At 64.0% G+C, this 22,375-nt stretch carries 21 protein-coding genes and 1 riboswitch; of the genes, 10 read left to right on the forward strand and 11 right to left on the reverse strand.

Features of this window, described 5'->3' with window-relative positions:
• Positions 1-4 precede the first annotated feature (4 nt).
• Both gcvP and J3D46_RS03280 read right to left on the reverse strand, forming a co-directional pair.
• Positions 5-2,863 carry an aminomethyl-transferring glycine dehydrogenase gene (gcvP, locus tag J3D46_RS03275; RefSeq protein ID WP_231340409.1) on the reverse strand — a complete coding sequence of 953 codons (2,859 nt, stop codon included), beginning with the start codon at positions 2,861-2,863 and terminating at the stop codon, positions 5-7.
• 149 nt (positions 2,864-3,012) lie between these two features.
• Positions 3,013-3,111: riboswitch (glycine riboswitch) on the reverse strand.
• Between the two features lie 75 nt (positions 3,112-3,186).
• Positions 3,187-4,701: a PucR family transcriptional regulator gene (locus J3D46_RS03280; RefSeq protein ID WP_253465073.1), complete on the reverse strand. Its 1,515-nt coding sequence runs from the start codon at positions 4,699-4,701 to the stop codon at positions 3,187-3,189.
• A gap of 189 nt (positions 4,702-4,890) precedes the next feature.
• On the opposite strand from J3D46_RS03280, the gene speB reads away from it, so the two are divergent.
• The 6 genes from speB to J3D46_RS03310 all read left to right on the forward strand — a co-directional run bounded on the left by speB (position 4,891) and on the right by J3D46_RS03310 (position 11,904).
• Positions 4,891-5,895 (forward strand): agmatinase, encoded by a 1,005-nt coding sequence (gene speB, locus J3D46_RS03285; protein ID WP_231340407.1) that lies wholly within the window; start codon positions 4,891-4,893, stop codon positions 5,893-5,895.
• On the forward strand, positions 5,892-7,331 hold the full coding sequence (locus J3D46_RS03290) for a cytosine permease (RefSeq protein WP_231340406.1): 1,440 nt from the start codon (positions 5,892-5,894) through the stop codon (positions 7,329-7,331). The genes speB and J3D46_RS03290 overlap by 4 nt, the downstream gene beginning before the upstream one ends.
• Positions 7,332-7,374: 43 nt before the next feature.
• Positions 7,375-8,895 carry an aldehyde dehydrogenase family protein gene (locus J3D46_RS03295; protein ID WP_231340405.1) on the forward strand — a complete coding sequence of 507 codons (1,521 nt, stop codon included), beginning with the start codon at positions 7,375-7,377 and terminating at the stop codon, positions 8,893-8,895.
• A gap of 29 nt (positions 8,896-8,924) precedes the next feature.
• On the forward strand, positions 8,925-10,217 hold the full coding sequence (locus tag J3D46_RS03300; RefSeq protein ID WP_231340404.1) for a D-arabinono-1,4-lactone oxidase: 1,293 nt from the start codon (positions 8,925-8,927) through the stop codon (positions 10,215-10,217).
• A gap of 169 nt (positions 10,218-10,386) precedes the next feature.
• Positions 10,387-10,851 (forward strand): large conductance mechanosensitive channel protein MscL, encoded by a 465-nt coding sequence (gene mscL, locus J3D46_RS03305; protein WP_231340403.1) that lies wholly within the window; start codon positions 10,387-10,389, stop codon positions 10,849-10,851.
• A gap of 165 nt (positions 10,852-11,016) precedes the next feature.
• The gene (locus J3D46_RS03310; RefSeq protein ID WP_253465075.1) at positions 11,017-11,904 is read left to right on the forward strand and encodes an amino acid-binding protein; all 888 of its coding nucleotides are present in this window, start codon (positions 11,017-11,019) and stop codon (positions 11,902-11,904) included.
• Positions 11,905-11,952: 48 nt separating this feature from the next.
• On the opposite strand, the gene J3D46_RS03315 is transcribed toward J3D46_RS03310, so the two are convergent.
• The 4 genes from J3D46_RS03315 to J3D46_RS03330 form a co-directional block, all read right to left on the reverse strand.
• Positions 11,953-12,207, reverse strand: coding sequence for a hypothetical protein (locus tag J3D46_RS03315; protein ID WP_231340401.1), 255 nt, complete (start codon positions 12,205-12,207; stop codon positions 11,953-11,955).
• A gap of 105 nt (positions 12,208-12,312) precedes the next feature.
• Positions 12,313-13,686, reverse strand: coding sequence for an NAD(P)(+) transhydrogenase (Re/Si-specific) subunit beta (locus tag J3D46_RS03320; RefSeq protein ID WP_231340400.1), 1,374 nt, complete (start codon positions 13,684-13,686; stop codon positions 12,313-12,315).
• Complete coding sequence (locus tag J3D46_RS03325; RefSeq protein ID WP_253465077.1) at positions 13,683-14,030, reverse strand: NAD(P) transhydrogenase subunit alpha; 348 nt, start codon at positions 14,028-14,030, stop codon at positions 13,683-13,685. Before J3D46_RS03325 ends, J3D46_RS03320 begins: the two co-directional genes overlap by 4 nt.
• Positions 14,030-15,226, reverse strand: coding sequence for a Re/Si-specific NAD(P)(+) transhydrogenase subunit alpha (locus J3D46_RS03330; RefSeq protein WP_253465080.1), 1,197 nt, complete (start codon positions 15,224-15,226; stop codon positions 14,030-14,032). Before J3D46_RS03330 ends, J3D46_RS03325 begins: the two co-directional genes overlap by 1 nt.
• Positions 15,227-15,413: 187 nt before the next feature.
• Here J3D46_RS03330 and J3D46_RS03335 point away from each other — a divergent pair, with 187 nt between their 5' ends.
• Complete coding sequence (locus J3D46_RS03335; protein ID WP_159708033.1) at positions 15,414-16,025, forward strand: NADPH-dependent FMN reductase; 612 nt, start codon at positions 15,414-15,416, stop codon at positions 16,023-16,025.
• Here J3D46_RS03335 and J3D46_RS03340 read toward each other — a convergent pair.
• A complete protein-coding gene (locus J3D46_RS03340; RefSeq protein WP_253465082.1) occupies positions 16,022-16,726 on the reverse strand; it encodes an HAD family hydrolase in 705 nt (234 codons plus the stop codon). The genes J3D46_RS03335 and J3D46_RS03340 overlap by 4 nt on opposite strands.
• Entirely contained in the window at positions 16,716-17,030 is a 315-nt protein-coding gene (locus J3D46_RS03345; protein WP_231340395.1) for a hypothetical protein, read from the reverse strand. Before J3D46_RS03345 ends, J3D46_RS03340 begins: the two co-directional genes overlap by 11 nt.
• Before the next feature lie 82 nt (positions 17,031-17,112).
• Here J3D46_RS03345 and J3D46_RS03350 point away from each other — a divergent pair, with 82 nt between their 5' ends.
• Both J3D46_RS03350 and J3D46_RS03355 read left to right on the forward strand, forming a co-directional pair.
• Positions 17,113-17,754, forward strand: coding sequence for an NADPH-dependent F420 reductase (locus J3D46_RS03350; protein WP_231340394.1), 642 nt, complete (start codon positions 17,113-17,115; stop codon positions 17,752-17,754).
• A 212-nt stretch (positions 17,755-17,966) separates the two neighbouring features.
• Positions 17,967-18,749 carry a VOC family protein gene (locus J3D46_RS03355; RefSeq protein WP_253465085.1) on the forward strand — a complete coding sequence of 261 codons (783 nt, stop codon included), beginning with the start codon at positions 17,967-17,969 and terminating at the stop codon, positions 18,747-18,749.
• A gap of 16 nt (positions 18,750-18,765) precedes the next feature.
• On the opposite strand, the gene J3D46_RS03360 is transcribed toward J3D46_RS03355, so the two are convergent.
• Positions 18,766-19,650 carry a PaaX family transcriptional regulator C-terminal domain-containing protein gene (locus J3D46_RS03360; protein ID WP_231340392.1) on the reverse strand — a complete coding sequence of 295 codons (885 nt, stop codon included), beginning with the start codon at positions 19,648-19,650 and terminating at the stop codon, positions 18,766-18,768.
• A 123-nt stretch (positions 19,651-19,773) separates the two neighbouring features.
• Here J3D46_RS03360 and J3D46_RS03365 point away from each other — a divergent pair, with 123 nt between their 5' ends.
• Complete coding sequence (locus J3D46_RS03365) at positions 19,774-20,559, forward strand: VOC family protein (RefSeq protein WP_253465088.1); 786 nt, start codon at positions 19,774-19,776, stop codon at positions 20,557-20,559.
• A 21-nt stretch (positions 20,560-20,580) separates the two neighbouring features.
• Here J3D46_RS03365 and J3D46_RS03370 read toward each other — a convergent pair whose 3' ends face one another.
• Complete coding sequence (locus J3D46_RS03370; RefSeq protein WP_253465092.1) at positions 20,581-21,003, reverse strand: thioesterase family protein; 423 nt, start codon at positions 21,001-21,003, stop codon at positions 20,581-20,583.
• Positions 21,004-21,011: 8 nt separating this feature from the next.
• Positions 21,012-22,373, reverse strand: a complete 1,362-nt coding sequence (locus J3D46_RS03375) for an aromatic acid/H+ symport family MFS transporter (RefSeq protein ID WP_253465094.1) — start codon at positions 22,371-22,373, stop codon at positions 21,012-21,014.
• Positions 22,374-22,375 lie beyond the last annotated feature (2 nt).

Below are 22,375 nucleotides of genomic sequence, written 5' to 3' on the forward strand. Positions count from 1 at the left end.
GTCCTTAGTTTTCAAAATCTTCAAGCGGAGGGCAGGAGCAGACCAGGTTGCGGTCACCGGCGGCGCCGTCGATGCGTCCAACAGGCGGGAAGTACTTGTCCTGCTTGAGGTGGTGGACCGGGAACGCGGCCTGCTCACGCGGGTAGTCGCGGTCCCAGCCGGAATTCACGACGGCGGCAGCCGTGTGCGGCGCGTTGCGCAACGGCGACTTCTCAACAGTGAAATCACCGCTGGCCACCTGCTCGATCTCGGCGCGGATGGTGATCATGGCTTCAATGAAGCGGTCGATCTCCGCCAGGTCCTCGGACTCAGTCGGTTCCACCATCAGCGTGCCCGCCACCGGGAAGGCCAGGGTGGGTGCGTGGAAGCCGAAGTCGATCAGGCGCTTGGCAACGTCTTCCGCAGTGACACCCGTGCGGGCGGTCAGCTCGCGGAGGTCCAGGATGCACTCGTGGGCCACGAGTCCGCCCTCGCCCGTGTAGAGGATGGGGAAGTGCTCATCCAGGCGGGAGGCCACATAGTTGGCTGCCAGCAGCGCGGACTTGGTTGCTTCGGTCAATCCTTCGCCGCCCATGAGCTTCACATACGCCCAGGAAATCGGCAGCACACCGGCAGAGCCGTAGCGCGAGGCCGAGATGGCAACGCCAGTGTTGGAAGAGTCAGCGCTGTTCGCATCGCCCGGCATGAAGGGAGCCAAGTGGGCTTTGGCAGCAACCGGACCAACGCCCGGCCCACCGCCACCGTGCGGGATGCAGAAGGTCTTGTGCAGGTTCAGGTGGGACACGTCCCCGCCGAACTTGCCCGGCTGTGCCAAGCCAACCAAGGCATTCAGGTTGGCTCCGTCTACGTACACCTGGCCACCGGCAGCGTGGATCGCATCGCAGACTTCGCGAACGTCGGCGTCGTACACACCGTGCGTGGAGGGGTAGGTGATCATGATGCAGGACAGGACGTCCTTGTTGGCCTCGATCTTGGCGGTCAGGTCCGCGTGGTCGATGGTGCCGTCGGCTGCCGTGGCCACCACAACAACCTTCATGCCCGCCAGCACTGCGGAAGCTGCGTTGGTGCCGTGCGCCGACGCAGGGATCAGGCAGACAGTGCGCTGCTCGTCGCCACGGGACAGGTGGTACCCACGGATGGCCAGCAAGCCCGCCAGCTCGCCCTGGGAACCGGCATTGGGCTGGATGGAGACCTGGTCATAGCCTGTGATTTCCGTGAGGTCCGCTTCGAGGTCGGAGATCAGTTCACGCCAACCAGCTGTCTGGTGGTCCGGTGCGAACGGGTGGATCGAGGCGAACTCCGGCCAGGAGATGGCTTCCATCTCAGCGGTGGCGTTCAGCTTCATGGTGCACGAACCCAACGGGATCATGGTGCGGTCCAGCGCGAGGTCCCGGTCGGACAGCTTGCGGATATAGCGCAACAGCTGCGTCTCGGAACGGTGCGTGTTGAACACCGGGTGCTGCAGGAAATCGCTGCTGCGGACCACCTCGGAAGGCAGTTCGAACCCGGAAGCGTCCCCTACCGGACCGGCTCCAAAGGCGACGGCTACCGCGGAGAGGACCTCCGGCGTCGTGGTTTCATCAATGCTGATGCCAACGGTGTCCGCATCGATGAGCCGCAGGTTGATGCCACGGGCCTCTGCGGCGGCGATGACCTTGTCAGCCTTGCCGGGAACGCGGACGGTAAGGGTGTCGAAGAAGGCCTCGGAGACGAGTTCGCGGCCGGCCTTCTGCAGGGCCGAAGCCAAAACGCGGGCGTGGCCGTGGACGGTTTCGGCGATCGACTTCAGGCCCTCGGGGCCGTGATAAACGGCGTACATCGAAGCCACAATGGCGAGCAAAGCCTGGGCTGTACAGATGTTGGACGTGGCCTTTTCGCGGCGGATGTGCTGCTCGCGGGTCTGGAGTGCCAAACGGTAGGCGGGGACACCGGCATTGTCCTTGGAGACGCCCACGATGCGGCCGGGAAGGGTGCGTTCCATGCCTTCACGGACGGCCATGTACGCGGCGTGCGGGCCGCCGAAGAACAGCGGAACACCGAAGCGCTGCGCGGTTCCGACGGCGATGTCCGCACCTTGCTCGCCCGGGGGCGTGATGAGGGTGAGCGCCAGCAAATCCGCGGCCACGGTAACCAAGGCACCGCGTTCCTTGGCCTCGGCAATCACAGAAGTGTGGTCAAAAACCCGGCCGGAAACGCCCGGCTGCTGCAGGACGATGCCGTTGATGTCGCCGTCGGGAAGTCCGGCTGAGAGGTCGGCAATCTCGACCTCGAAGCCCAGTGCCTCGGCGCGACCCTTCACAATGGCGATGGTCTGCGGGAGGAGGTCTGCGTCCAGGACGGTCTTGCCATCCTTGGCAGTCTTGGACTTGTTGGCGCGGCGCATCAGCAGCACGGCCTCGGCCACGGCGGTGGCTTCATCCAGGAGCGAGGCGTTGGCTACGGGAAGTCCCGTGAGGTCCTGCACCATGGTCTGGAAGTTGAGCAGCGCTTCGAGGCGGCCCTGGGAAATCTCCGGCTGGTACGGCGTGTACGCGGTGTACCAGGCAGGAGCTTCCAGGATGTTGCGGCGGATGACCGGCGGCGTGACGGTGTCGTAGTAGCCCTGGCCGATCATCTGTACTGCGGTCTTGTTCTTGGACGCGAGCTTGCGGAGCTGGGCGAGGACCTGCACCTCGGTGAGGGCGTCGTTTCCGCTCGAAAGCCTCAGTGCAGTTTCCTGCCGGATGGAATCGGGGACGGCGACGTCCACCAGCCCGTCGACAGAGTCGTAGCCGATGGCCTTGAGCATGGTGTCAACGTCGGCTTGGCGACGGGCACCGATATGCCGGTCCGCGAAGGCGGTGGGGGTTGATTGAACAGTCAAGAGGAACTCCATGATTCAGGCGCCCAGTGAGCGCCACGATGATGTGGGGTTCCTCCCCGCTCTGTATTGGACCTGAGAGATTCCGCAGGGATGGTTGCCTGCTTGCACCGTCGGTGAGCCCGGTTACCCGGACTGCTTTCCAGAGTTGCCTAACCGCGGCGGTACATGGGCCTGAGAGATTCCTGGGGAGGATTTGCTCCTACGGCGCCTGACTGGATGTACCGGCAGGACTCTCCCGCCGCAGATCAAAAGCGTTGCGTCACCATAAGTGACACGCTTCACACCATAGCGGGTCATTTCGAAAAAGCGCAAGCAAGGTGACGCTACTGGTGCATCGCCTCGTGGATCTGCAGCGCAAACCAGAGCTGGGCAACAGTGGACGTTTCACCCATGTCCAGCCCCGTCAATTCACCGATTTTCCGTATCCGGTAGATGATGGTTTGCCGGTGCGCGAACAGGGCTGTCGCGGTTTTCTGCCACGAACGCTGCGAGTCCAAATACGTCCTCAGAGTGACAAGGAGATCGCCTTCCTGGCTCTGCTCGTAGTCAAAAATCGGGCCGAGAAGACGCCGGACCAGCGCCGTTCCTTCCTCAAAACCGGTGAGTCCCAGCCACGACGGCCCCTCCGCATAGCGGGACAGCCTGAGCCTGTTGGCCCGGGCTGAACCCAGCGCCCAGAGGGACTCCTGCAACGCGCGCTGGATGTTCGCAACGGCTGCAGGCGCGCTGATCCCGATCAGCGTTTCCAAGCCGGCGCAGTGCACCAGGACGTCGTCAGGCACGTCTGCCGGGACCACCACGTGGAGCCTGTTGTTCCGCTTCAAGGACGCAGACGCAACCCCGTGCCGCCACAGTTCGATGTGCACGCTGGCCAGCCTGTCGCCGTCGTCCGCTGCTCGATCCGCGGCGTCCGCCGCCATCGAGGCGAGCAGGAATCCTTGCGGCGGAACCTCAAATGCGGCGAGCCGACTCTCCATTTCGGCCACTCCCAGGCGTCCGTCCATGGCCTGCAGCAGGAACTCGCCGGCCAGCCGGTGGCGGCCTTCCAGCGACAGCACGATGCGCGAAAGTTGCAGTCCCAGCACGGTTGCCGCGTGGAGAAGTACGACGGCGTCCGGGTGCGGTTCGCTGTTGGGCAGCACCACCAGGAGCGCGTTGGCGTGGGTGGGGATGTCCATGGTCAGCACATGCCTGCCCCGGATGCGGTGCCACTGGAAGTTCTTCCCTGCCGGCGACACGTGCCCGGACGACGGAGCCCAGGCATCGGCGAGGAACTCCGGAAGCGCCTTCCCCTCCGGGTGCCAAGGATGGAGGCAGCGGCGGTCCACCACGAACAGCTCCGCGTCGAGCTCGGTCGCCAGCCGCTGGACCAGGCTCTGCCAGTGGTCTTCCGAGGCGCCCACGGTGCGCAGCAGATCGTAGACGCGCGCCGTCTGCCGGAGCCGGCGGGATTCTTCGAGCAGGGAGGACTCGGCAACCGACCGGGCGATGGCTATGAACGGCAGCGGGTACGGAATGTTGAGCAGGGGCAACGGAAGCCGGTCGCAGGCGGCCAGGAATTCGGCGGTCAGCGGTGGTGCATGCATCTTCTCGCCAATCGCCAAGGCACTGGCGCCGCTGTCCATGAGGGCCTCGGCGAGCGCCACCTGCCCGTCCGCATCGGCAGGAATGGACAGGCCGTTGGTCATCATGAGTTCGCCGCCCGTGACCCACTCCCACAGCCTGGGCAGGTCCGAGGTGTGGGCCCAGGTGATGCGGTTGTCCGCGCCGGCCGATCCGGCCAGGAGCGTGAGTCCCAACTGCGGTTCGGCGACGAGTTCGGCGACGGTGATTGCCATCTCTTACGCTCCGGTTCTCTGCTGTGGCGGCGCGTTTTCCCGCCTCCTCCAGGGGCGGTTAGACATTCGTCTAAACGCCTCGACTATTTGTAGTCAATGTAGCGCTATCCGGAGTGATCCGCGTCACCAAGAATGGAATTACTACTTCCCGCTCAACGGCGAGCACCCCTCAACCCCAAGGATCGGTCAATGACAACGCACAAGCCCATCGGCCCTGTCGACGCCACCAAAGTCCCCCGGTTTGCTGGCCTCGGCACCTTCGCCCGTCTCCCCCAAATCGACCGCGTTCCCGACTACGACATTGCGATCGTGGGCGTCCCGTTCGACGGCGGAACCTCCTTCCGGCCCGGCGCCCGTTTCGGCCCTGCCGCAGTCCGCGAGGCCTCGCGCCTCCTGCGCCCCGGGTACCACCCGGAGCTCGACGTTGAACCGGTGTACGAAGCCCAAGTGGTGGATGCCGGCGACATCGCCTGCACCCCCTACGACATCACCCGGGCCGTCCGTGAGATCGAAGAGCAGGCATTGCCATTGATGAGCGAGGACAAGCGGCTCATCTCGATCGGTGGCGACCACACCATCGCCCTGCCCATGCTGCGGGCGTTGAACAAGGTCCACGGTCCGGTGGCGCTGCTGCACTTCGACGCGCACCTGGACACTTGGGACACCTATTTCGACCAGCCCATCACGCATGGAACCATCTTCCGTCGGGCTTTCGAAGAAGGCCTGCTGGTGGAGGACAAGTCGATGCACGTGGGTATCCGCGGCCCGGTCTATGACCGCAACGACTTCCTCCGCGACCACGAATTCGGCTTCCAGATCATCCGCTGCTCGGACCTGGACGTTATTGGCGTCCCGGCAGCAATCCAGCGTGTGAAGGACAGGCTCGGCGATACCCCCGTTTACGTTTCCATCGACATTGACGTGCTGGACCCGGCCTTCGCCCCCGGCACGGGCACCCCGGAGATGGGCGGGCTTCACTCCCGCGAGCTCCTGGCTTTGCTCCGCGGGCTGAACGGCATCAACATCGTGGGTGCCGACGTCGTGGAAGTCGCCCCGGCGTACGACCATGCGGACATCACCACGGTCGCCGCGGCCACCCTTGTCTTCGACCTCCTGGGGCTCATGGTGAACCGCAGCAAAGCAGACACCGCCGTTGTTCGTGAACTCGCTTCAGCATCCCGGACCGCGTCATGAGCACCGCGCCAACAACTGAGGTCCCGCGGCTCGAGGACAAGACCATCCAGCCGATCCCGGCCAACGAGCGCCATGGCAAAGCCCGCGACCTCTTCACCATCTGGTTCGGCTCCAACATCATGATCATGACCATCGTGACCGGCGGACTCGCCACCACGGTGTTCGGCTTGGGCTTCGTCCCGGCGATCGTGGGCATCATCATCGGCAACGTGGTGGGTGGCATCTTCATGGCGCTGCACTCGGCCCAAGGCCCTCAGCTGGGTGTGGCCCAGATGATCCAGACCCGTGGCCAGTTCGGCTCCTTCGGGGCTCTGTTGATCGTGGTCATCGTGGTGGTCATGTACGTCGGCTTCTTCGCGGCGAACCTCGTGTTCGGTGGCGAAGCAATGGCAGCTGTGAGCCCAGGCATCAGTGTTGACGCGGGCATCATCATCATCGGCGTCGTCAGCGTCATCGCCACGATTTTCGGCTACCGACTCATCCACGCCTATGCACGTGTCCTCAGCGTTGCCGCTGGGCTGGCACTGTTGCTGGCCTTCGGCTGGATCCTGGTGGTCCACGGATTGCCCGGCAACTTCCTGGAGACGGGCAACTTCAACTGGGTCGGCTTCATGGGGACCATCTCCGTCTCCGCCCTGTGGCAGCTGGCCTACGCCCCTTACGTCTCGGACTACTCCCGCTACATGCCGCAAGGCACGGGCTCGGCTCCGGCGTTCTGGGCCTCCTACTCAGGCTGTGTCCTGGGAACCCTGTTCCCCATGATTCTCGGCGCTTTGGTGGGAACGCTCGCCGTCTCCATGAGCACCGGCGACGTCGAAATCGTCGGAAGCCTGGGCGCCCTGCTCCAACCATGGACACTGATCATCGTGGGCATCTTCTGCCTGGGCGTAGCGGCCTCGAACGCCATGAACCTGTACTGTGGCGTCCTCTGCACCCTCACCATCGGGCAAACCTTCAAGCCTTCCTGGTTGCCACGGGCCAAGACGCGCAGCATTGCCGCGATCATCCTCTTCGTCGTCGCCGTCTCCATCGCCCTGTTTGCCCGCGACAACTTCATCCTCTTCTACACCAACTTCCTCTCCTTCCTCATGTACGTCCTGGTTCCCTGGACGGCCATCAACCTGGTGGACTACTACCTCCTGCGGCACGGCGACTACCGGGTTGAAGACTTCTTCAAGCGCGACGGCGGCGTGTACGGGCGGTTCAATTGGGTCGCCATCGGCTCCTACGTAGCAGGCGCCCTCATCCAGGTCCCCTTCTCGGCCACCGCCATCTACACCGGCCCGCTGGCCGCGGCGATGGGCGGCGTGGATATCTCATGGATCGTCGGCCTCGTCGTCGTCGCTCCCCTCTATTACTTCGCGGCCCGGCTGTTCGGCAAGAAGACAGAAGCCGCCCCCTTTCCCGCCACTGCACTCACCCCGGACCTGATCTGATCAGCCCTCATCCGACCACCCCCTGATCTGAAAGCGAATCATCATGACCACCCAGACCGAACAGTTCACCGTCCGACGCGCCACCACCGGTTCTTCACAGATCGACAGCGTCCCTGCCCTGCCGTTGCCCCTGCCTCCGGCGGGCCACTTCATCAACGGTTCCTTCGTCCCCGGCTCTTCGGGCCAGTCCATCGACGTCGTGGATCCCACCACCGAGGCTGTCATCGCTTCAGTGCTGGCCGGCACGGCCGATGATGTCGACGTCGCTGTTGCCGCCGCCGTCGTGGCCCAAAAGACCTGGGGTGCCACCACCCCGAAGGAACGCGCGGATGTCCTGAACCTCATCGCGAACATCATCGAGGAGAACCGCGCGGCTTTCGAGGTCATCGAGTCAGCCAACACCGGCAAACCGCAGGCCGTGTCCGAGGACGATGTCTCCAGCACCATCGACACCTTCCGGTTCATGGCCGGGGCCTCACGCACCCTGACCTCCATGGCCGGCGGCGACTACGCCACGGACCACACCTCCGTGATCCTCCGTGAACCCGTGGGCGTAGTGGGCGTCATCACCCCGTGGAACTACCCGCTGCTGATGGCCGCATGGAAGATCGCGCCCATCCTCGCAGCCGGTAACAGCATCGTCATCAAGCCTTCCGAGCAGACTCCGCTGTCCACGTTGAAGCTGGTGGAAATGCTGGCCGGACGCATTCCGGATGGCATCCTCAACGTCGTCACCGGACGCGGCCGGACTGTGGGGCAGAGGCTGTCCGAGCACCCGGACATTGCCTTGGTCGCACTGACCGGCAGCGTCGTCAGCGGCCAGGCAGTGGCCGAAACCGCCGCGAAGTCCGTCAAGCGCGTGCACCTGGAACTCGGCGGCAAGGCTCCTGTTGTCGTCTTCCCCGACGCCGACCTCCGCGCAGCCGCTGCCGGTGTACGCAATGCCGGCTTCTGGAACGCCGGCCAGGATTGCGGCGCTGCCTGCCGCGTCCTGGTTCACGAGTCCGTGGCCGAAGAGTTCACGGAACACCTGGTACGCGAAGTCAGCACCTTGGTGGTCGGAGCCCCCGATGCAGGCGACGACGTCGAAATCGGCCCCATGATCTCCCTCCCGCACTACGAACGGGTCAAGGAATCGCTGGCTGAGGCCCGCGAGGCTGGCCTCAACGTGGCTCTTGGCGGTTCGGCGCTGGAAGGTCCCGGCTACTTTATCGAGCCCACGGTCATCAGCAACGTGCCGGCCGGTGCACACATCGCCACGCACGAGATCTTCGGCCCCGTCGTCACGGTGGAAACCTTCAGCACCACCGAGGAAGCCGTGACCCGGGCCAATGAGAGCCCCTACGGCCTGTCAGCCTCGGTGTGGACGCGCGATTCAAGCCTTTCCCTCCGCATACCCAAGCAGTTGGACTTCGGCACGGTGTGGGTCAATGCGCACCTTGTCCTGGCGTGCGAGGTACCGTGGGGCGGATTCAAGGGTTCCGGCTACGGCCGCGACCTCTCGCTCTACGCCCTGGATGACTACTCGCGCACCAAGCACGTCATGATCAACCACGGCGCGTGAGCGTTCAGACAAGCAACGGAGCTTCAACCATGACAACTCATGTTTCCCGGGCATCGGGCGTACCGGCCGCAGCCACTCCCACAGCCCCCTTCGCCACAGACGCCACCTGGACCAACTGGGGCGGGAACCAAAGCGCGACCCCCGCCTTTACCGTTCGGCCCAGGAATGAACAAGAAGCGCTCGACGCCGTCCGATTCGCCATCCGCGAAGGCTTGCCTGTGCGGGCGGTCGGCTCAGGGCACTCCTCCTCACCGTTGGTCCAGACCGGCGGCGTGCTGATGGACATGTCCGGGCTCTCAGCCATTACGGGCACTGACCAGCCCGGACGCCGGGCCCGTGCGCTTGCCGGCACCACCATCAACGCTTTCGGGGATGCCCTGTGGGAGAAGGGACTGGCGCTCAGCAACCAGGGCGACATCGACAAGCAGCAGATCGCCGGCGCCTTGGCCACCAGCACCCACGGATCCGGTAAGGATTTGGGCAGCTTCTCCTCCAAACTGCGCTGGGTGAAGCTGATCAACGGCTACGGCGAAATCGTGGAGATCGGCGAGGGCCAGCTCCGCGAACTCCGTGCCGCACAGACAGCGCTGGGAACGTTGGGGATCTTCCTGGAAGTCGAGTTGGCCGTTGAAGACAGCTATTACCTGCAGGAACAGATCACCTACCCAACGTGGGCGGAAACCGCGGCCACGTGGCAGGCCGACATCGACGACAACCGCCACTACTCGTTCCTCTGGTGCCCTGAGGACGACTCTTGTGAGCTGCTGGACCTCCCCGGCTCGCCGGACCACAGCATGGGTGGCCGCAGCTACACCAAGCGGTACAACGTCGCATCCGTCCACGACGAAAGCCAGCTCTCCACCGTTGAGGGTGCCCGACTGGACCGTTCCTACCGGATCTACCCCGGCGGCTTCACCACACAGTTCCACGAACTGGAGTACTTCGTCCGCAGCGAGGACGGTTTGGTGGCCGTCGAGGCCATCCAGGACCTGATCCGCAGCAAGTATCCCGAGCAGAAGTACCCCGTTGAGGTCCGCTGGGTGAAGTCCGACGACGCCTACATGTCCCAATTCCAAGGCCGCGACAGCACCGTCATCACGCTGACCACCGAGCCCGGGACCGACTACTGGCAGTTCTTCCGCGACGCCGACGCCGTGCTCCAGGAATTCGAGCCGCGCGCCCACTGGGGAAAGATCCACTTCATGACCCGGAGCCGGCTGGAACGCCTCTACCCGGAGCTGGACACCTTCATCCAGGTCCGGCGCGAATTCGATCCCCGCGGGATGTTCCTCAACGACCACACGCGGGCCCTGCTCGCCTGACGGTCCGCCGACCTGATTGCCTGCCGGGGGTGAGGAGCAACCAACGCTCGCTCACCCCCGGGCCCCCTCCCGCCAACCCTCGCTCACCCGCTTACACCCGCTTGAAACCCGGGAGTGGTAGTTTGATCTCTGCTGAGGCAGACACCCGCACCCAATCGGAGGACCATCCATGTTCAAGGGTTTCAAGGACTTCATACTTCGCGGCAACGTGATCGAGCTGGCCATTGCCGTCGTCATCGGCAGTGCCTTCACCGCCCTCGTGGCGGCTTTCACCAACCACATCATCAACCCCGTCATTGCAGCGGCCGGCGGCATGAACGCAGAGGGACTGGGCTTCCGCATCTGGCCGGACAACCCCGCCACCTTCATCGACTTTGGCGCGGTGTTGACCGCTTTGGTGACCTTTGTCATCACTGCAGCCGTGGTTTACTTCATCTTCGTGGCGCCAATGAACAAGATTAACTCCCTGGTCAAAGAGCGCCTCTCCACCGAGGAACCGGAAGAAGAGCCGCTCCCGGCAGACACCGCCCTTCTGGCCGAAATCCGCGACCTCCTGAAGGAAGCTGCCGGCCACCGCGACGCAGACAACATCTCGGAGCTTGACTCCGACCTCGATTCCGACCGCACCCGCTAGGACGGACAGCTCATCGAGAGCACTCCCACTTAAGTTGCGTGGCCTGAGCCCGGCGTTCTCTCCGTGAGAACGCCGGGCTCTTGCGTGGCGGGCGTTCACCGGGCCGTTCCCGGAACGTGACGCACAGGCAATCGGTACGAAACAGGGTCAGGGCAGCATGAAAACATGAAGCCCAACGCGAGCACTCCCGTCACCGCGGACCTCCTCTGTGATGTCTGCGGCCAGTTGCCCGAACCGCCCAAGGCCCGACTCACCCTGGCCAACATTGCGGTCATGCTTCCCATCGAGCTGCTGGTCCACGCAGCAGTCGTGGAAACCCATCTGCCCTACGTAGCGAAGGTCCTGCTCTTGGCGGTCACCGCCACCGTTCTGGTCATCTGGGTGGCCGAACCCTCAGCAGCGAAAGTACTCAGGCGATGGTTGCACGCTCCGGCCCTCCGCCAACGACGCACGTTGAATCTGGCACCGTCCTTGTGGCGTGCCCGGACGGTGCTGCTCGACCAGCCCGGGTCCCTGCAGAAAATCACCCAATCCCTCGCCAAGCTGGATAGCAACATCCTCAGCCTGCACGTCCATCCGATGATGGCAACGGGGGCCGCTGTCGCCGCTCCAAGCGAGACCGTCATGGACGAGTTCGTCCTCTCGGCCCCGGGCAATGTCACCGAACAGGAACTGCTGAAAGCACTGCTCGACGGCGGCGGGCGCGAGTCCCACGTTTGGCCCACCACAGCTCTGGCCATGGCTGACGGCCAAACCAAGGCCCTGAGCCTCGCCACCCGCATCGCCGGTAACCCCAAGGAACTCCCCCACGCGGTCGCCGAGCTCCTTTCCGCCAAAGTCGTCCCCGTTGATCCCGAGCACCCGGCACCCCACACGAGTTCCGCCGTCGGGCTGTCCGCTGACATCCTCAAGATCCCGACGGCCTGGCACGGGCCCTTGGTGTTCTCGCGCCCGGGTGAGCCTTTCACGCCGGCAGAATCGGCGCGGGCGCACAGGCTGGCTGAATTGGCAGAGGTCTTGGCATACGGTCCGACGGTTTCCGCGGGTTCTTAGGACGGCGGGCGGACGGCCGGGAAGGTCCTGGCCGGTGCGCGATGCAGCTTAGTTGATCAGCTGGATTCGAAGGCGCGCTCCACGTTCCTTGGTCACCATCCGCCGTCCAATCGCTCCCTTTTGGGTGAGCCACAGCACGCTGCCGTCAGGAGTTACGGTCTCCACCGTGCCTTGGTCCACGATGTCGTCACCGCGCCAAATTTGAACAGTTTGGCCAACCAGCAACCTCCAGTTGGTGACGCTCTTACCCTGCGCCGGGACGAAGCGCGACCCAAACAACGACTCTTTCTTACGGTCTTGCACTCGACGACTCCTAGCCCGCTGTACATGGTTCTGTACAAGACCTGTGCCCCCACCAATCCGTACGTGACGCGGTTAAGGGGCCCAAAAAGGAGAAACACGGTTTCCCTAGAGTCCCTTCACTGCACCCAGGACCTTGGTCAGCGAATCCTTCGCGTCGCCGAACAGCAGGGTGGTTTGAGGCTCATAGAGGAGTTCATTTTCAATCCCGGCAAACCCGGGGCGCATGGAGCGTTTGAGGAACACCACCTGGCGGGCATCGGCAACCTCCAGGATGGGCATTCCGTAGATCGGCGAGCCCGAGGTGGTCTTCGCTGCGGGGTTGACGACGTCGTTGGCGCCCACCACCAAGGCAACGTCGGCCGTCTTAAACTCGGAGTTGATGTCGCCCATTTCCTTAAGCGACTCATAGGGAACGTTGGCTTCGGCCAGGAGCACGTTCATATGCCCCGGCATCCTTCCAGCCACGGGATGGATGGCGAAATCCACCTCAATACCGCGTGCTTCCAGGGCCAAGGCAAGTTCGGCAGCTGTGTGCTGCCCTTGCGCTACTGCCAGACCGTACCCCGGCACAATGATGACCCGCTGCGCATAGCCGAGCAGGACTGCCACGTCCTCGGCGCTGGAGGACCGCACCGGCCGCTCACTCAGAGCGGTCGATCCCGCCGTTGATCCGCCCTTGAACGCCCCGAACATGATGCCTGCGACGCTGCGCCCCATCGCAGCCGCCATGGCCCGGGTAAGGATGGTGCCGGAGGCCCCCACCAGGGTGCCTGCAACCACAAGCAGGACATTGCCCAGCACCAGCCCCGAGGCTGCCACAGCCAGACCAGTGAAGGCGTTCAGGAGCGAAATGACTATGGGTACATCGGCGCCACCCACAGGGAGCACCAACAGGATTCCGGTAACAAGCCCCAAAACCAACAGGACCAGCGCCAGCACCAAGGATCCGTTGAGGATCACCACGACGCCGGCCCCCACGGCTGCCAGCAACACGACGGCCATCAGGACCGGCAGTCCCGGGAATGTGACCGGGCGTGTGGTCATGAGCCCTTGGAGCTTGGCGAAGGTGACGCCGGAACCCGCGAAGGAGACCGCCCCCACCAACAGCGTGAAGACGATTGCCACCCGAACCCAGGGCTCTTCCGTATGCGAGAGTTCCAGCAATGCCACGAGCGCCGCAGCGCCACCGCCCACACCGTTGAAGAGCGCCACGAGCTGGGGCATCTGGGTCATCTGTACCCTGCGGGCCACGGGGGCAGCCACACCGGAGCCCACCACGATGGCACCAAGAATCCAGGGAATATTGTCCAGTTTCACGGATACGAATACCGTCACCACTGCCAACAGGGCGCCAAATGCTCCGATCAGGTTGCCGCGCCGGGCGGTCCGTGGTGAGTTCAGGCCCTTCAGCGCGAGGATGAAGCACGCCGCCGCCGCAAGGTACAGAAGTGCCGTCCACGTGGGATTGAGCAGCGTCATGGGCGTCGCCCCTTAATTGCGGCCCCTGCGGCTCCAGAATCCGTCGGAGCAACTTTCGACGGCGGCCGTTGCCTTCCGCGGAACATTTCGAGCATCCGATCGGTCACCACAAAACCGCCGACGAGGTTGGCCGTAGCCAGGACAACCGCGAGGAGCGCGACCGCCAGCACCAACGGGTCTGCAGCCTGTCCAGCAACGATGATGGCCCCCACCAGGATGATGCCGTGGATGGCGTTGGCGCCGGACATGAGGGGTGTATGCAGTGTGCTGGAAACCTTGGAAACAACCTCGAAGCCCACAAAAACGGCCAGCACAGTGATCGTCAGCAAACTCATGCCATCCATCAGCGCACTCCTTCAGGTCCGGGATGAGTACTTCCAGAGGGTGCCGTTTCGCCGGCGGGCGCGGTGAGTGCTTCCGATGTGGGCGCATGCCGGACCTCGCCATCGTGGGTGAGGCAGGCGCCGGCCACTACTTCGTCGGCAAAGTCCGGGGCAACCACGCCATCCTTGGTCATGAGCGCCAGCAGGTTGGCCACGTTTTTGGCGTAAAGGCGTGAGGCGTCCGCGGGCATCGCTGACGCGGCATCCTTGATGCCCACCAGTGTCACCACTCCCTGACCGTCAGCGGTGGGTATGTGGATGTCCTGCCCGGGAATGCTTCCCTCAACATTGCCGCCGGATTCGGCCGCCAGGTCCACTACCACGGAGCCTGGCCGCATGCCCTGCACCATCTCGCGGCTCACCAGCAGCGGCGCCCTCCGGCCGGGGACGGCGGCCGTTGTGATCAACACGTCTGCCTGGGCAACGTGAGGTGCCAGGAGCGCCCGTTGCAAGGCACCGCGGTCCGCGCTCAATTCACGTGCGTACCCACCGGATGCCTCAGCGGTTTCGAGGTCAAGCTTGATGAACGTTCCGCCCATGGACGCTACTTCGTCAGCCGAAGCCGGGCGGATGTCGTTGCCGGAAACCCGGGCGCCGAGCCGCTTGGCTGTTCCGATCGCCTGGAGACCGGCCACACCGGCGCCCAACACCAACACGCGGGCCGGTGGGATGGTCCCCGCCGCCGTCATGTACAGCGGGAAGAACCGGGGCAGCCGCATGGCTGCTTCAAGGACGCACCGATACCCCGCCACCAAGGCCTGGGATGTCAACGCATCCATGGATTGTGCACGCGAAATACGGGGAACCAGCTCAAGGGCGAAGGATGTGATCCCACCGGCGGCGAGGGCCCTCACGGTAGGCAACTCCGAGGACGGCGACCCCAAGCCGACGGTGACAGAGCCCCGGCGAAGAGCTCCCACCGTCGACGGTTCCATGGGGCGCACGTGGCAGTAGACATCCAGTGTCCCGAGGTCCAGGGATTGGACCACGGAGGCGCCGGCCTGCCGGTAATCGTCGTCGCTATGACCGGAGGCTGATCCGGCCCCGGACTCGATCTGAACTTCCAGGCCCAACCCGGCCAATTGCTTGACCGTTTCAGGCGTGGCGGCCACACGTCGCTCGCCGTCGAGCGCCTCGCGCGCTATGCCTGCTTTCACCCGCCACCCCTCTTCCCGAACCCTCCAGAACCCAGTTGGCATGAGTCTATGACCGCGAAGGTCCGGGCGGGAGTAGGGGGCTGCGCTATGTGCACAACTCCACTAGGGTCGGTGGGAGCTGGGGGCAACCAGCCACCACACCGTCGACGGGCCGGTTCCGGCCGTGCCGTCGGAAAGGAACGCCACTATGGACACCTTCAAAATCGGTTACTTCGTGGGAAGCCTTGCAAGCAATTCCATCAACAGGGTCCTTTCCAAGGCGCTGATCAGCGTCGCGCCTCCGGAGCTTGAGTTCCATGAGATCGCCATCAAGGACCTTCCTTTGTACAGTTCGGATTACGACGCCGATTTCCCCCCGGCCGGCAGGGAATTGAAGGACTCCATTGCGGCATCGGATGGGATCCTGTTCGTCTCCCCCGAATACAACCGCTCCATCCCGGGTGCGCTCAAGAACGCCATCGACTGGGGTTCGCGCCCGTGGGGCACCAATTCGTTCGCCAGGAAGCCCACCGGAATCATTGGCGCATCACCGGGCGGTATCGGAACCGCGGTGATGCAGTCGTCCATGCGGAGTGTATTGAGCTTCCTGGACGCGCCGCAGTTGAACGCGCCTGAGGCTTACATCCGCTTCGTCGCTGATGCGTACGACGACGACGGTTCGGTCAAGGACGAAGGAACCGCCGGCCTGTTGCGGCACTACATGGAGGAATACAGCGCCTTCGTGCAGCGCGTCCTTGCCGCCAACGCCCCGGGCCACATCGGCGACCAGGAACCGGACTCCGCCAAGCTCACCCGCTAGGCGCTGGCTGTCCCCGCCGCCAACCGGCCGATGATACTGGTTTCCAGGTGCTCCAGCAGGTGCCGCGCGTTGTCGTAGACCTCCGCGGCACCTGCCTCGCGCAGCTCCGCCTCGCTGATCCCGCCGCAGGTCAGGGCAATCACGGGCATGCCGATGGCCGCGCCCGCCTTTACATCCCAGACTGCGTCACCAACAAAAACGGCATCCTCGGGGCTGACGCCGAGCTTCTCCAGGCACGCGACCAGGATGTCCGGCGCCGGTTTGCTCTCCTCGGCATCGTCGGAGCTGGTCCAGGCATCAATGGAGGATCCGGCGTCGAGGATGTGGCGGCTCACTTCGAGGTCGCGCTTTTGCGCTGACGATGCCAGGCCCACAGCCAGGCCTGCCTCGGAGCATGCCGAGAGGAGGTCCCGAACCGATTCGAAGGGCCGCAGCGTGGGCCAGAATGTTGAGAAGACAGCCCCGTGGGCCGATTTCAGCTCCTCCTGCATGTCCCGCGGGCAATCAGGCACAAGGCTTTGAATGAGCTTGTCGCCTCCCATGCCTACGCGCCGGTGGATGGCGGACATTTCCACGTCCAGCCCTTCCCGTCGGAACGCCTGCCACCACGCCATTGTGTGGAAATAGCTGGAATCAATCAGGGTCCCGTCCACATCAAAGAGCACGCCGCGTTTCTTTGTTGACGTCGCATCAGCTGCCACAGTTGACCACCTTCGCTTGCGCCTGTGCGCCCTGCGCTGCGAGCGCTGAGTCGATCACGGGCTCTTCCAGCATCAGGACAGCGTATCGCTCCGCGTCAGCGGTACGAACGAGGCCAGTTCCGGCTACTTCCCTGATGGCAGCTACTCCCTGAGCAGCCTCATCCACTGACGAAAACCGCTTGGAGAGGCCCATCAACACGTCCTCGCCGTCCACCATCAGAATCCGAAAATCCCCATCAGGCGTTTCAACCAGTTCCAAATGCCCGGCCATCCCTACCTCCTCGTCTTCGATGCCAACCAGCATAGTAAGACTACTTAGTATAAGTCTTTCAGAAATATTGCGTAACGCGGGAAATAGGCGTCTGCAACTTGTTGTTGGCACCCACATGACAACAATTGGAATCATCGGTGCAGGACACATTGGCAGCCAAGTCGCCCGCAAAGCGGTGGAACTTGGCTATGACGTCGTCATCAGCAACTCGCGGGGGCCCGAAACGCTGAGCGAACTGGTCGCGGAACTTGGGCCGCGGGCCCGGGCCGCAACGCCGGCCGAGGCAGCAGCGGCGGGCGATTTCGCCGTCGTGACCGTGCCTCTCAAGAACTATCAAGGCATTCCCACGGAGCCGCTCGAGGGCAAGATCGTCATCGACACCAACAACTATTACTGGGAGCGTGACGGCCGCATTCCCGAGCTGGATAACGGCGAAGCCACCACCTCCGGCCTGCTCCAAAAGCACCTCCCCACGTCCAAGGTGGCAAAGGGCTTCAACCACATCTTCGCCAAGGAGATCACCACCGACGGCACCCCGTCCGGCACGCCCAACCGACGCGCCCTGGCCACCTCCAGCGACTTCCCGGAAGCCGCCCAACTCGTCACCAATCTCTACGACGAGTTCGGCTTCGACACCGTCAACATCGGCCCTCTGGAAGACAGCTGGCGCGTCGAACGGGACCGCCCCGCCTACGTCATCCGGCAGAACGCGGATGAACTCCGCGGGAACCTCGCCAAGGCCACGCGCACGGTCTGATCCCCAGCGCACGACGGCGGGCAAGCACCTTGCGCTTGCCCGCCACCCTATTCTTGGGCTGCTGCCAGCTGTCTGCCACGGAATAGCGGCGAAAACGGTGTCACGAAACGGGTCCAGGGCGCACTTTATGGGTGGCTGCTTCCTCAGATGCTTGGCGCATCGGGCATCTGGGGAAGCAGCTTCGCCCCAAGAGCCCCAATCCGAGGAGTCCCATGTCCACCAAAATCTCCAGCTGGCCCGCAGCAACTCCCATGTGGGTGGACCTGGGTGTTGACCACCTTGCCGAAGCTAAGGCCTTCTACGCAGAACTGTTCGGGTGGGAATTCGTGTCCGGCGGCAAGGAGGCCGGGGACTACACCCTGGCGTACGTGAGGGGCCGGGCCGTGGCCGGAATAGGTCCCAAACAGGAAGCGGGTATGCCCACCGTCTGGACCACGTACCTGGCCTCGGACGATGTTGACCTCACGGCCAAGAAGATCAGCGCAGCCGGAGGGCAGCTTCTGGCTCCTCCCTTTGATGTGATGGAATCAGGCCGCATGGCATTGGCCCTGGACAGCGTCGGCGCGGTTTTTGGCGTCTGGCAGGCCGGAGCCCACATCGGGGCTGAACGCGTCAACGAGCACGGCGCCCTCTGCTGGAACGAACTCCACACGCGTGAGTACTCCACGGCCCGTTCCTTCTACTCGGAGGTCTTCGACGTCAGCTACCAGGACGTCACCGAGGAAGGCCTTGTCTACTCCACTGTGCGCAGGCCGCTGGATGGGCGGGAAGTCGGCGGAATGCACCACGACACCGCTCTTCCCGATGACGCGCCCAATCACTGGATGACCTGGTTCGCCAGCGACTACGTCGAAGGTACGGCCACCAGGGCAGTAGAGCTTGGCGCCACCCTGTTGGGCCCAGTGGAGGAAAGTGCCATGGGCCGGATGGTGGTCGTGCGGGCGCCCCAGGGTGAGGTATTCGGCGTCATCGACGCGCCACGCATCAGCGAGTAGGGCTGCGGGCGATGAGTCAGGCCGCAGCAGGATTCAAGGCCTCGGTGATGATCTCATGTGCGTGGGCCGCGGCGAGGGGTGCGGCCAGGCGGTGCACCGCTTGGAACGTGCGGCGAACAGCCGGTCCGTGCCACTCAGGCGGAAGGTAGTCGGCGGGCAGGTTCGGGTCCCGGTACGGGAACTTGCGCCACATGGTGAGCATCGGAATGTAGTAGCGGAAAGCGTCCCGCCGCAGCTCTGCCGTGGACTCAGCCAGAGCCTTTTCAGGATCGTCACCGACTCGCTCGGTCCATTGCCGCTCCGCACCTTCATACAACTCAAGGAACTCGGTGAACTGCTCATCGAGTTCCTTGAGGTCCCACCATTCCGAGATTTTGGGCCGCATGGGACCGTCGAAAACGTAGTCACTCCGGAACAGATCCACAAACTCGATCAGTCCCCCGGCAGTGAGCCGTTCCCGGGCTTGCTCCAGCTTGTGGGCCGGCGCGATCCACACGCCGTTGGCCACGGAACCAAACCCCAACGCCAGCAACGCAGAACGCAGTTGGTGCCTGCGGTTGCGCATCGATTCCGGCACCGAGAAGACAGCCAGCACCCACGTGTCCACCGGGGCGGGCGGTTCCGGTGCGAAGATCCGCCGGTCACCTTCACGGAACACATCGCTGATGGACTCGGAAATCTTGTACTTGGCGATTCCGCCTTCCCGGACACTCTTCAGCACGCCCTTGGCCTTGAGCCTGGAAACCGAGGACCTCACACCCGGAGCGTCGTAACCGAGCGAGCCCAGCATGGAGATCAGCGCGGAGACCGGCAAGGCATCGCCGGCGTTCCGGCCATAAAGGCCGAAGATCGTAACGAGCAGCTGCTGGTGGCGCACCGCGGGTGCCGGAACGGCGAACATCGAAAGAGCCTCATTTCCGCGCCCCCATCAGGCGCCAGTCCAGTTCATCATAGGTGCGGGACCGTGTGTGGTCGGCGTAGGCTGAGCGCCATCCGGCCACTTACTCCATGGAGGTCCCACGCCATGACCCATGCTGTTTCCTACGTCCCGGGTGAGCCCTGTTGGATCGAGTCACTTCAGCCCGACCTGGAAGCAGCCGTCGCGTTCTACGGGCCGCTCTTCGGCTGGGAATTCGATGACCCCACTGTCCTTGGATACAGGGTGGCCCGGCTCGATGGGCGACCCGTAGCTGGAGTGGGGCAGGCCCCGCCAATGCTGGACCGCGGAGCATGGGCCACGTACTTCCTCGTGGATGACCTCGACACAACTGTCGGCCTCGTGGGTGAATCCGGGGGAACCCTGCTGGTTGGACCAGTCGAGGGAGGCGACGGTGAGCGTACGGCCTTGTTCGCCGACCCCAGCGGCGCACCTTTCGGGGTACGCGCCGGGAGTGCGCCCCTGGCGGCGGGAGTTCTCGACGCCCCCGGCGCATGGCAAATGAGTGCCCTGCATACCCCGGATATGGCCGCTGCAGAGAGGTTCTACGCAACCGTCTTTGGGTGGCGGTTGGAGATGGCACCCGCGGGCATCGGGCTGTGGCGCTTAGCCGGAAGTACACGCCGGGCCACCCACCCAACGCTGCCCGACGACGTCGTTGCCGTGGCGACCGGAGCCGACCCCGCGTCCGGCGTTCCGCCCCACTGGGCCGTCAACGTGCAGGTTTCGGACACAAACGCTGTGGCCCGCCGCGTTGTTGAGCTGGGCGGCTCTTTGTTGATGCCACCCACTGATGCCCCGGGCTTTCGAAACGCCGTGCTGGCTGATCCCAGTGGCGGCGTCCTGGCCGTCAGCCAGGTCATCGGGTCGTAGATCGGGCACTTCGGCAAGGCACTATTCGGCTACCGGCACGTCGGCTGCCGGCACGCCCTTCACGGCGCGGACCAGATGCTCCGGCCAAGGCTGCGCCCTGGTGGTGCCGTTGGGGACGTGAACCGTGGTGACCGTCCCGTAAGCGGCTACCTCGCCGGCGTCGGACGTTACGTCGAAAGCCATGGTCAGCGAGGTGCGGCCGAGCGCGTGGATCTTCACCGTGGCGGTGATGCGCTGGCCGAACCACAGCTTGGCCTTGTAATTGATGACTTGCTGGACACGGGGAGCGCTGGGGAAGTAATCCGGTAGCTCCAGCTTCCGGAACAGCTCAGCTTCCGCAGCTTCAACCCAGCGCAGGATGGCCGAGTTGTGCTGGTGTCCGGAGGCGTCGGTGTCCACCCATTCCACCGTTCGCTCGATGCACGCCTCCGGAAACCTGCCCACGATCACTCCTAGCGGGCGCTGACGGTGGCGTCGTCCGCCTCGACGTCGACGGCGGTCACGGGCACCTCAGGCTGCGGCTTCGGAATCATCGCCACAGCGCCTGCCGCAAGTACTGCGATGCCGGCGAAGATCGCGAAGTTGGCCTCGAAAGGCAGCTTCGAGCCGGCGATCCAGCCACCGATCAACGGCCCGGAAATGGCACCCAGCCGGGCGAAGCTCAACGCCCACCCCGTAGCCGTGCCGCGAACCTTGGCCGGGTAGTAGTCGGCGATATAGCCGGTGAGGACCAGCGACGTGGAGATGGAACCGACGCCGGCGAAGGCGACGAACAGCAGGTTGACCACCATGGTGTTCGGGAAGACGAGGAGCATGATGCCCAGTCCGCCCAGGATGTAGAACACCACCAGGATGAGCTTCTTGCCGTATTTGTCCGCAGCGCGGCCCAGGAGCAGGCCGCCGATGGCCGACGCCAGACTGAAGACCAGGAGGAACGTCAGTGAAGAACCGAGGTCGTAGCCGGCCTTCTTCATGATGCTCGGCAGCCACGTGTTCAGGCCGTATACGAGGACCAGTCCGCAGAAGAGGGAGATCCAGAAGAACACGGTGGACCTCAGGTACTTGCGGGAGAACATGGTGGTGATGGTCTTCCACCATGGGTCCACAGGAGTGCCTTGGGCAGCGGGTGCCGCCTGGACCACGGGCCGGTAATTCGCGATCTGCAGCTTGGCGGCCAGTGCCTTGGCCTCGGATCGCCGTCCCTTGGACTCCAGATATTCGAGTGACTCAGGAAGGAACTTCCAGATGATCGGAATCAGCACTACCGGAGCAGCGCCGATCGCGATCACGGCGCGCCAGCCACCCATGGGGAGGACGAACAGTGCCGCAAGTGCCGCCGCTACAATCCCCAGCGAATAGCCGGAGTACATAAGGCCGTAGTTGTAGGACCGCTTGTTCGGAGCCGAATACTCGATGGTGAGGGCCGCTGCCACCGGGATGACGCCGCCCATTCCCAAGCCACCAATCAGGCGGAAGATGCCGAACAGTTCAGGCGTCGGAGCCCACGCCGCCCCGGCCTGGGTGAGCGTGAAGATCACCATGGAGGCCAGAAGCATCTTCTTGCGACCCACCAGGTCACTGAGTGTCCCAATGAACAAGGCCCCAATAAGCATGCCGATCAGGGCATACGATCCAAGGCCACCCAGGGCGAGAGGGCTGAGGTTCCATTCCTTGTACTCGGCAAGGGCCGGCAGGATGGCACCGAGAACGCCGACGTCGTACCCTTCGGCGAGGATCGCGAGCCAGCAGCAGAACAACACCAGTCCGGTGGTCTTCTTGGGCACGTTCCAGTCGTTGACTGGTGCGGTGGCCATGG

The sequence above is a fragment of the Paenarthrobacter sp. A20 genome (assembly GCF_024168825.1).
Lineage (GTDB): Bacteria > Actinomycetota > Actinomycetes > Actinomycetales > Micrococcaceae > Arthrobacter.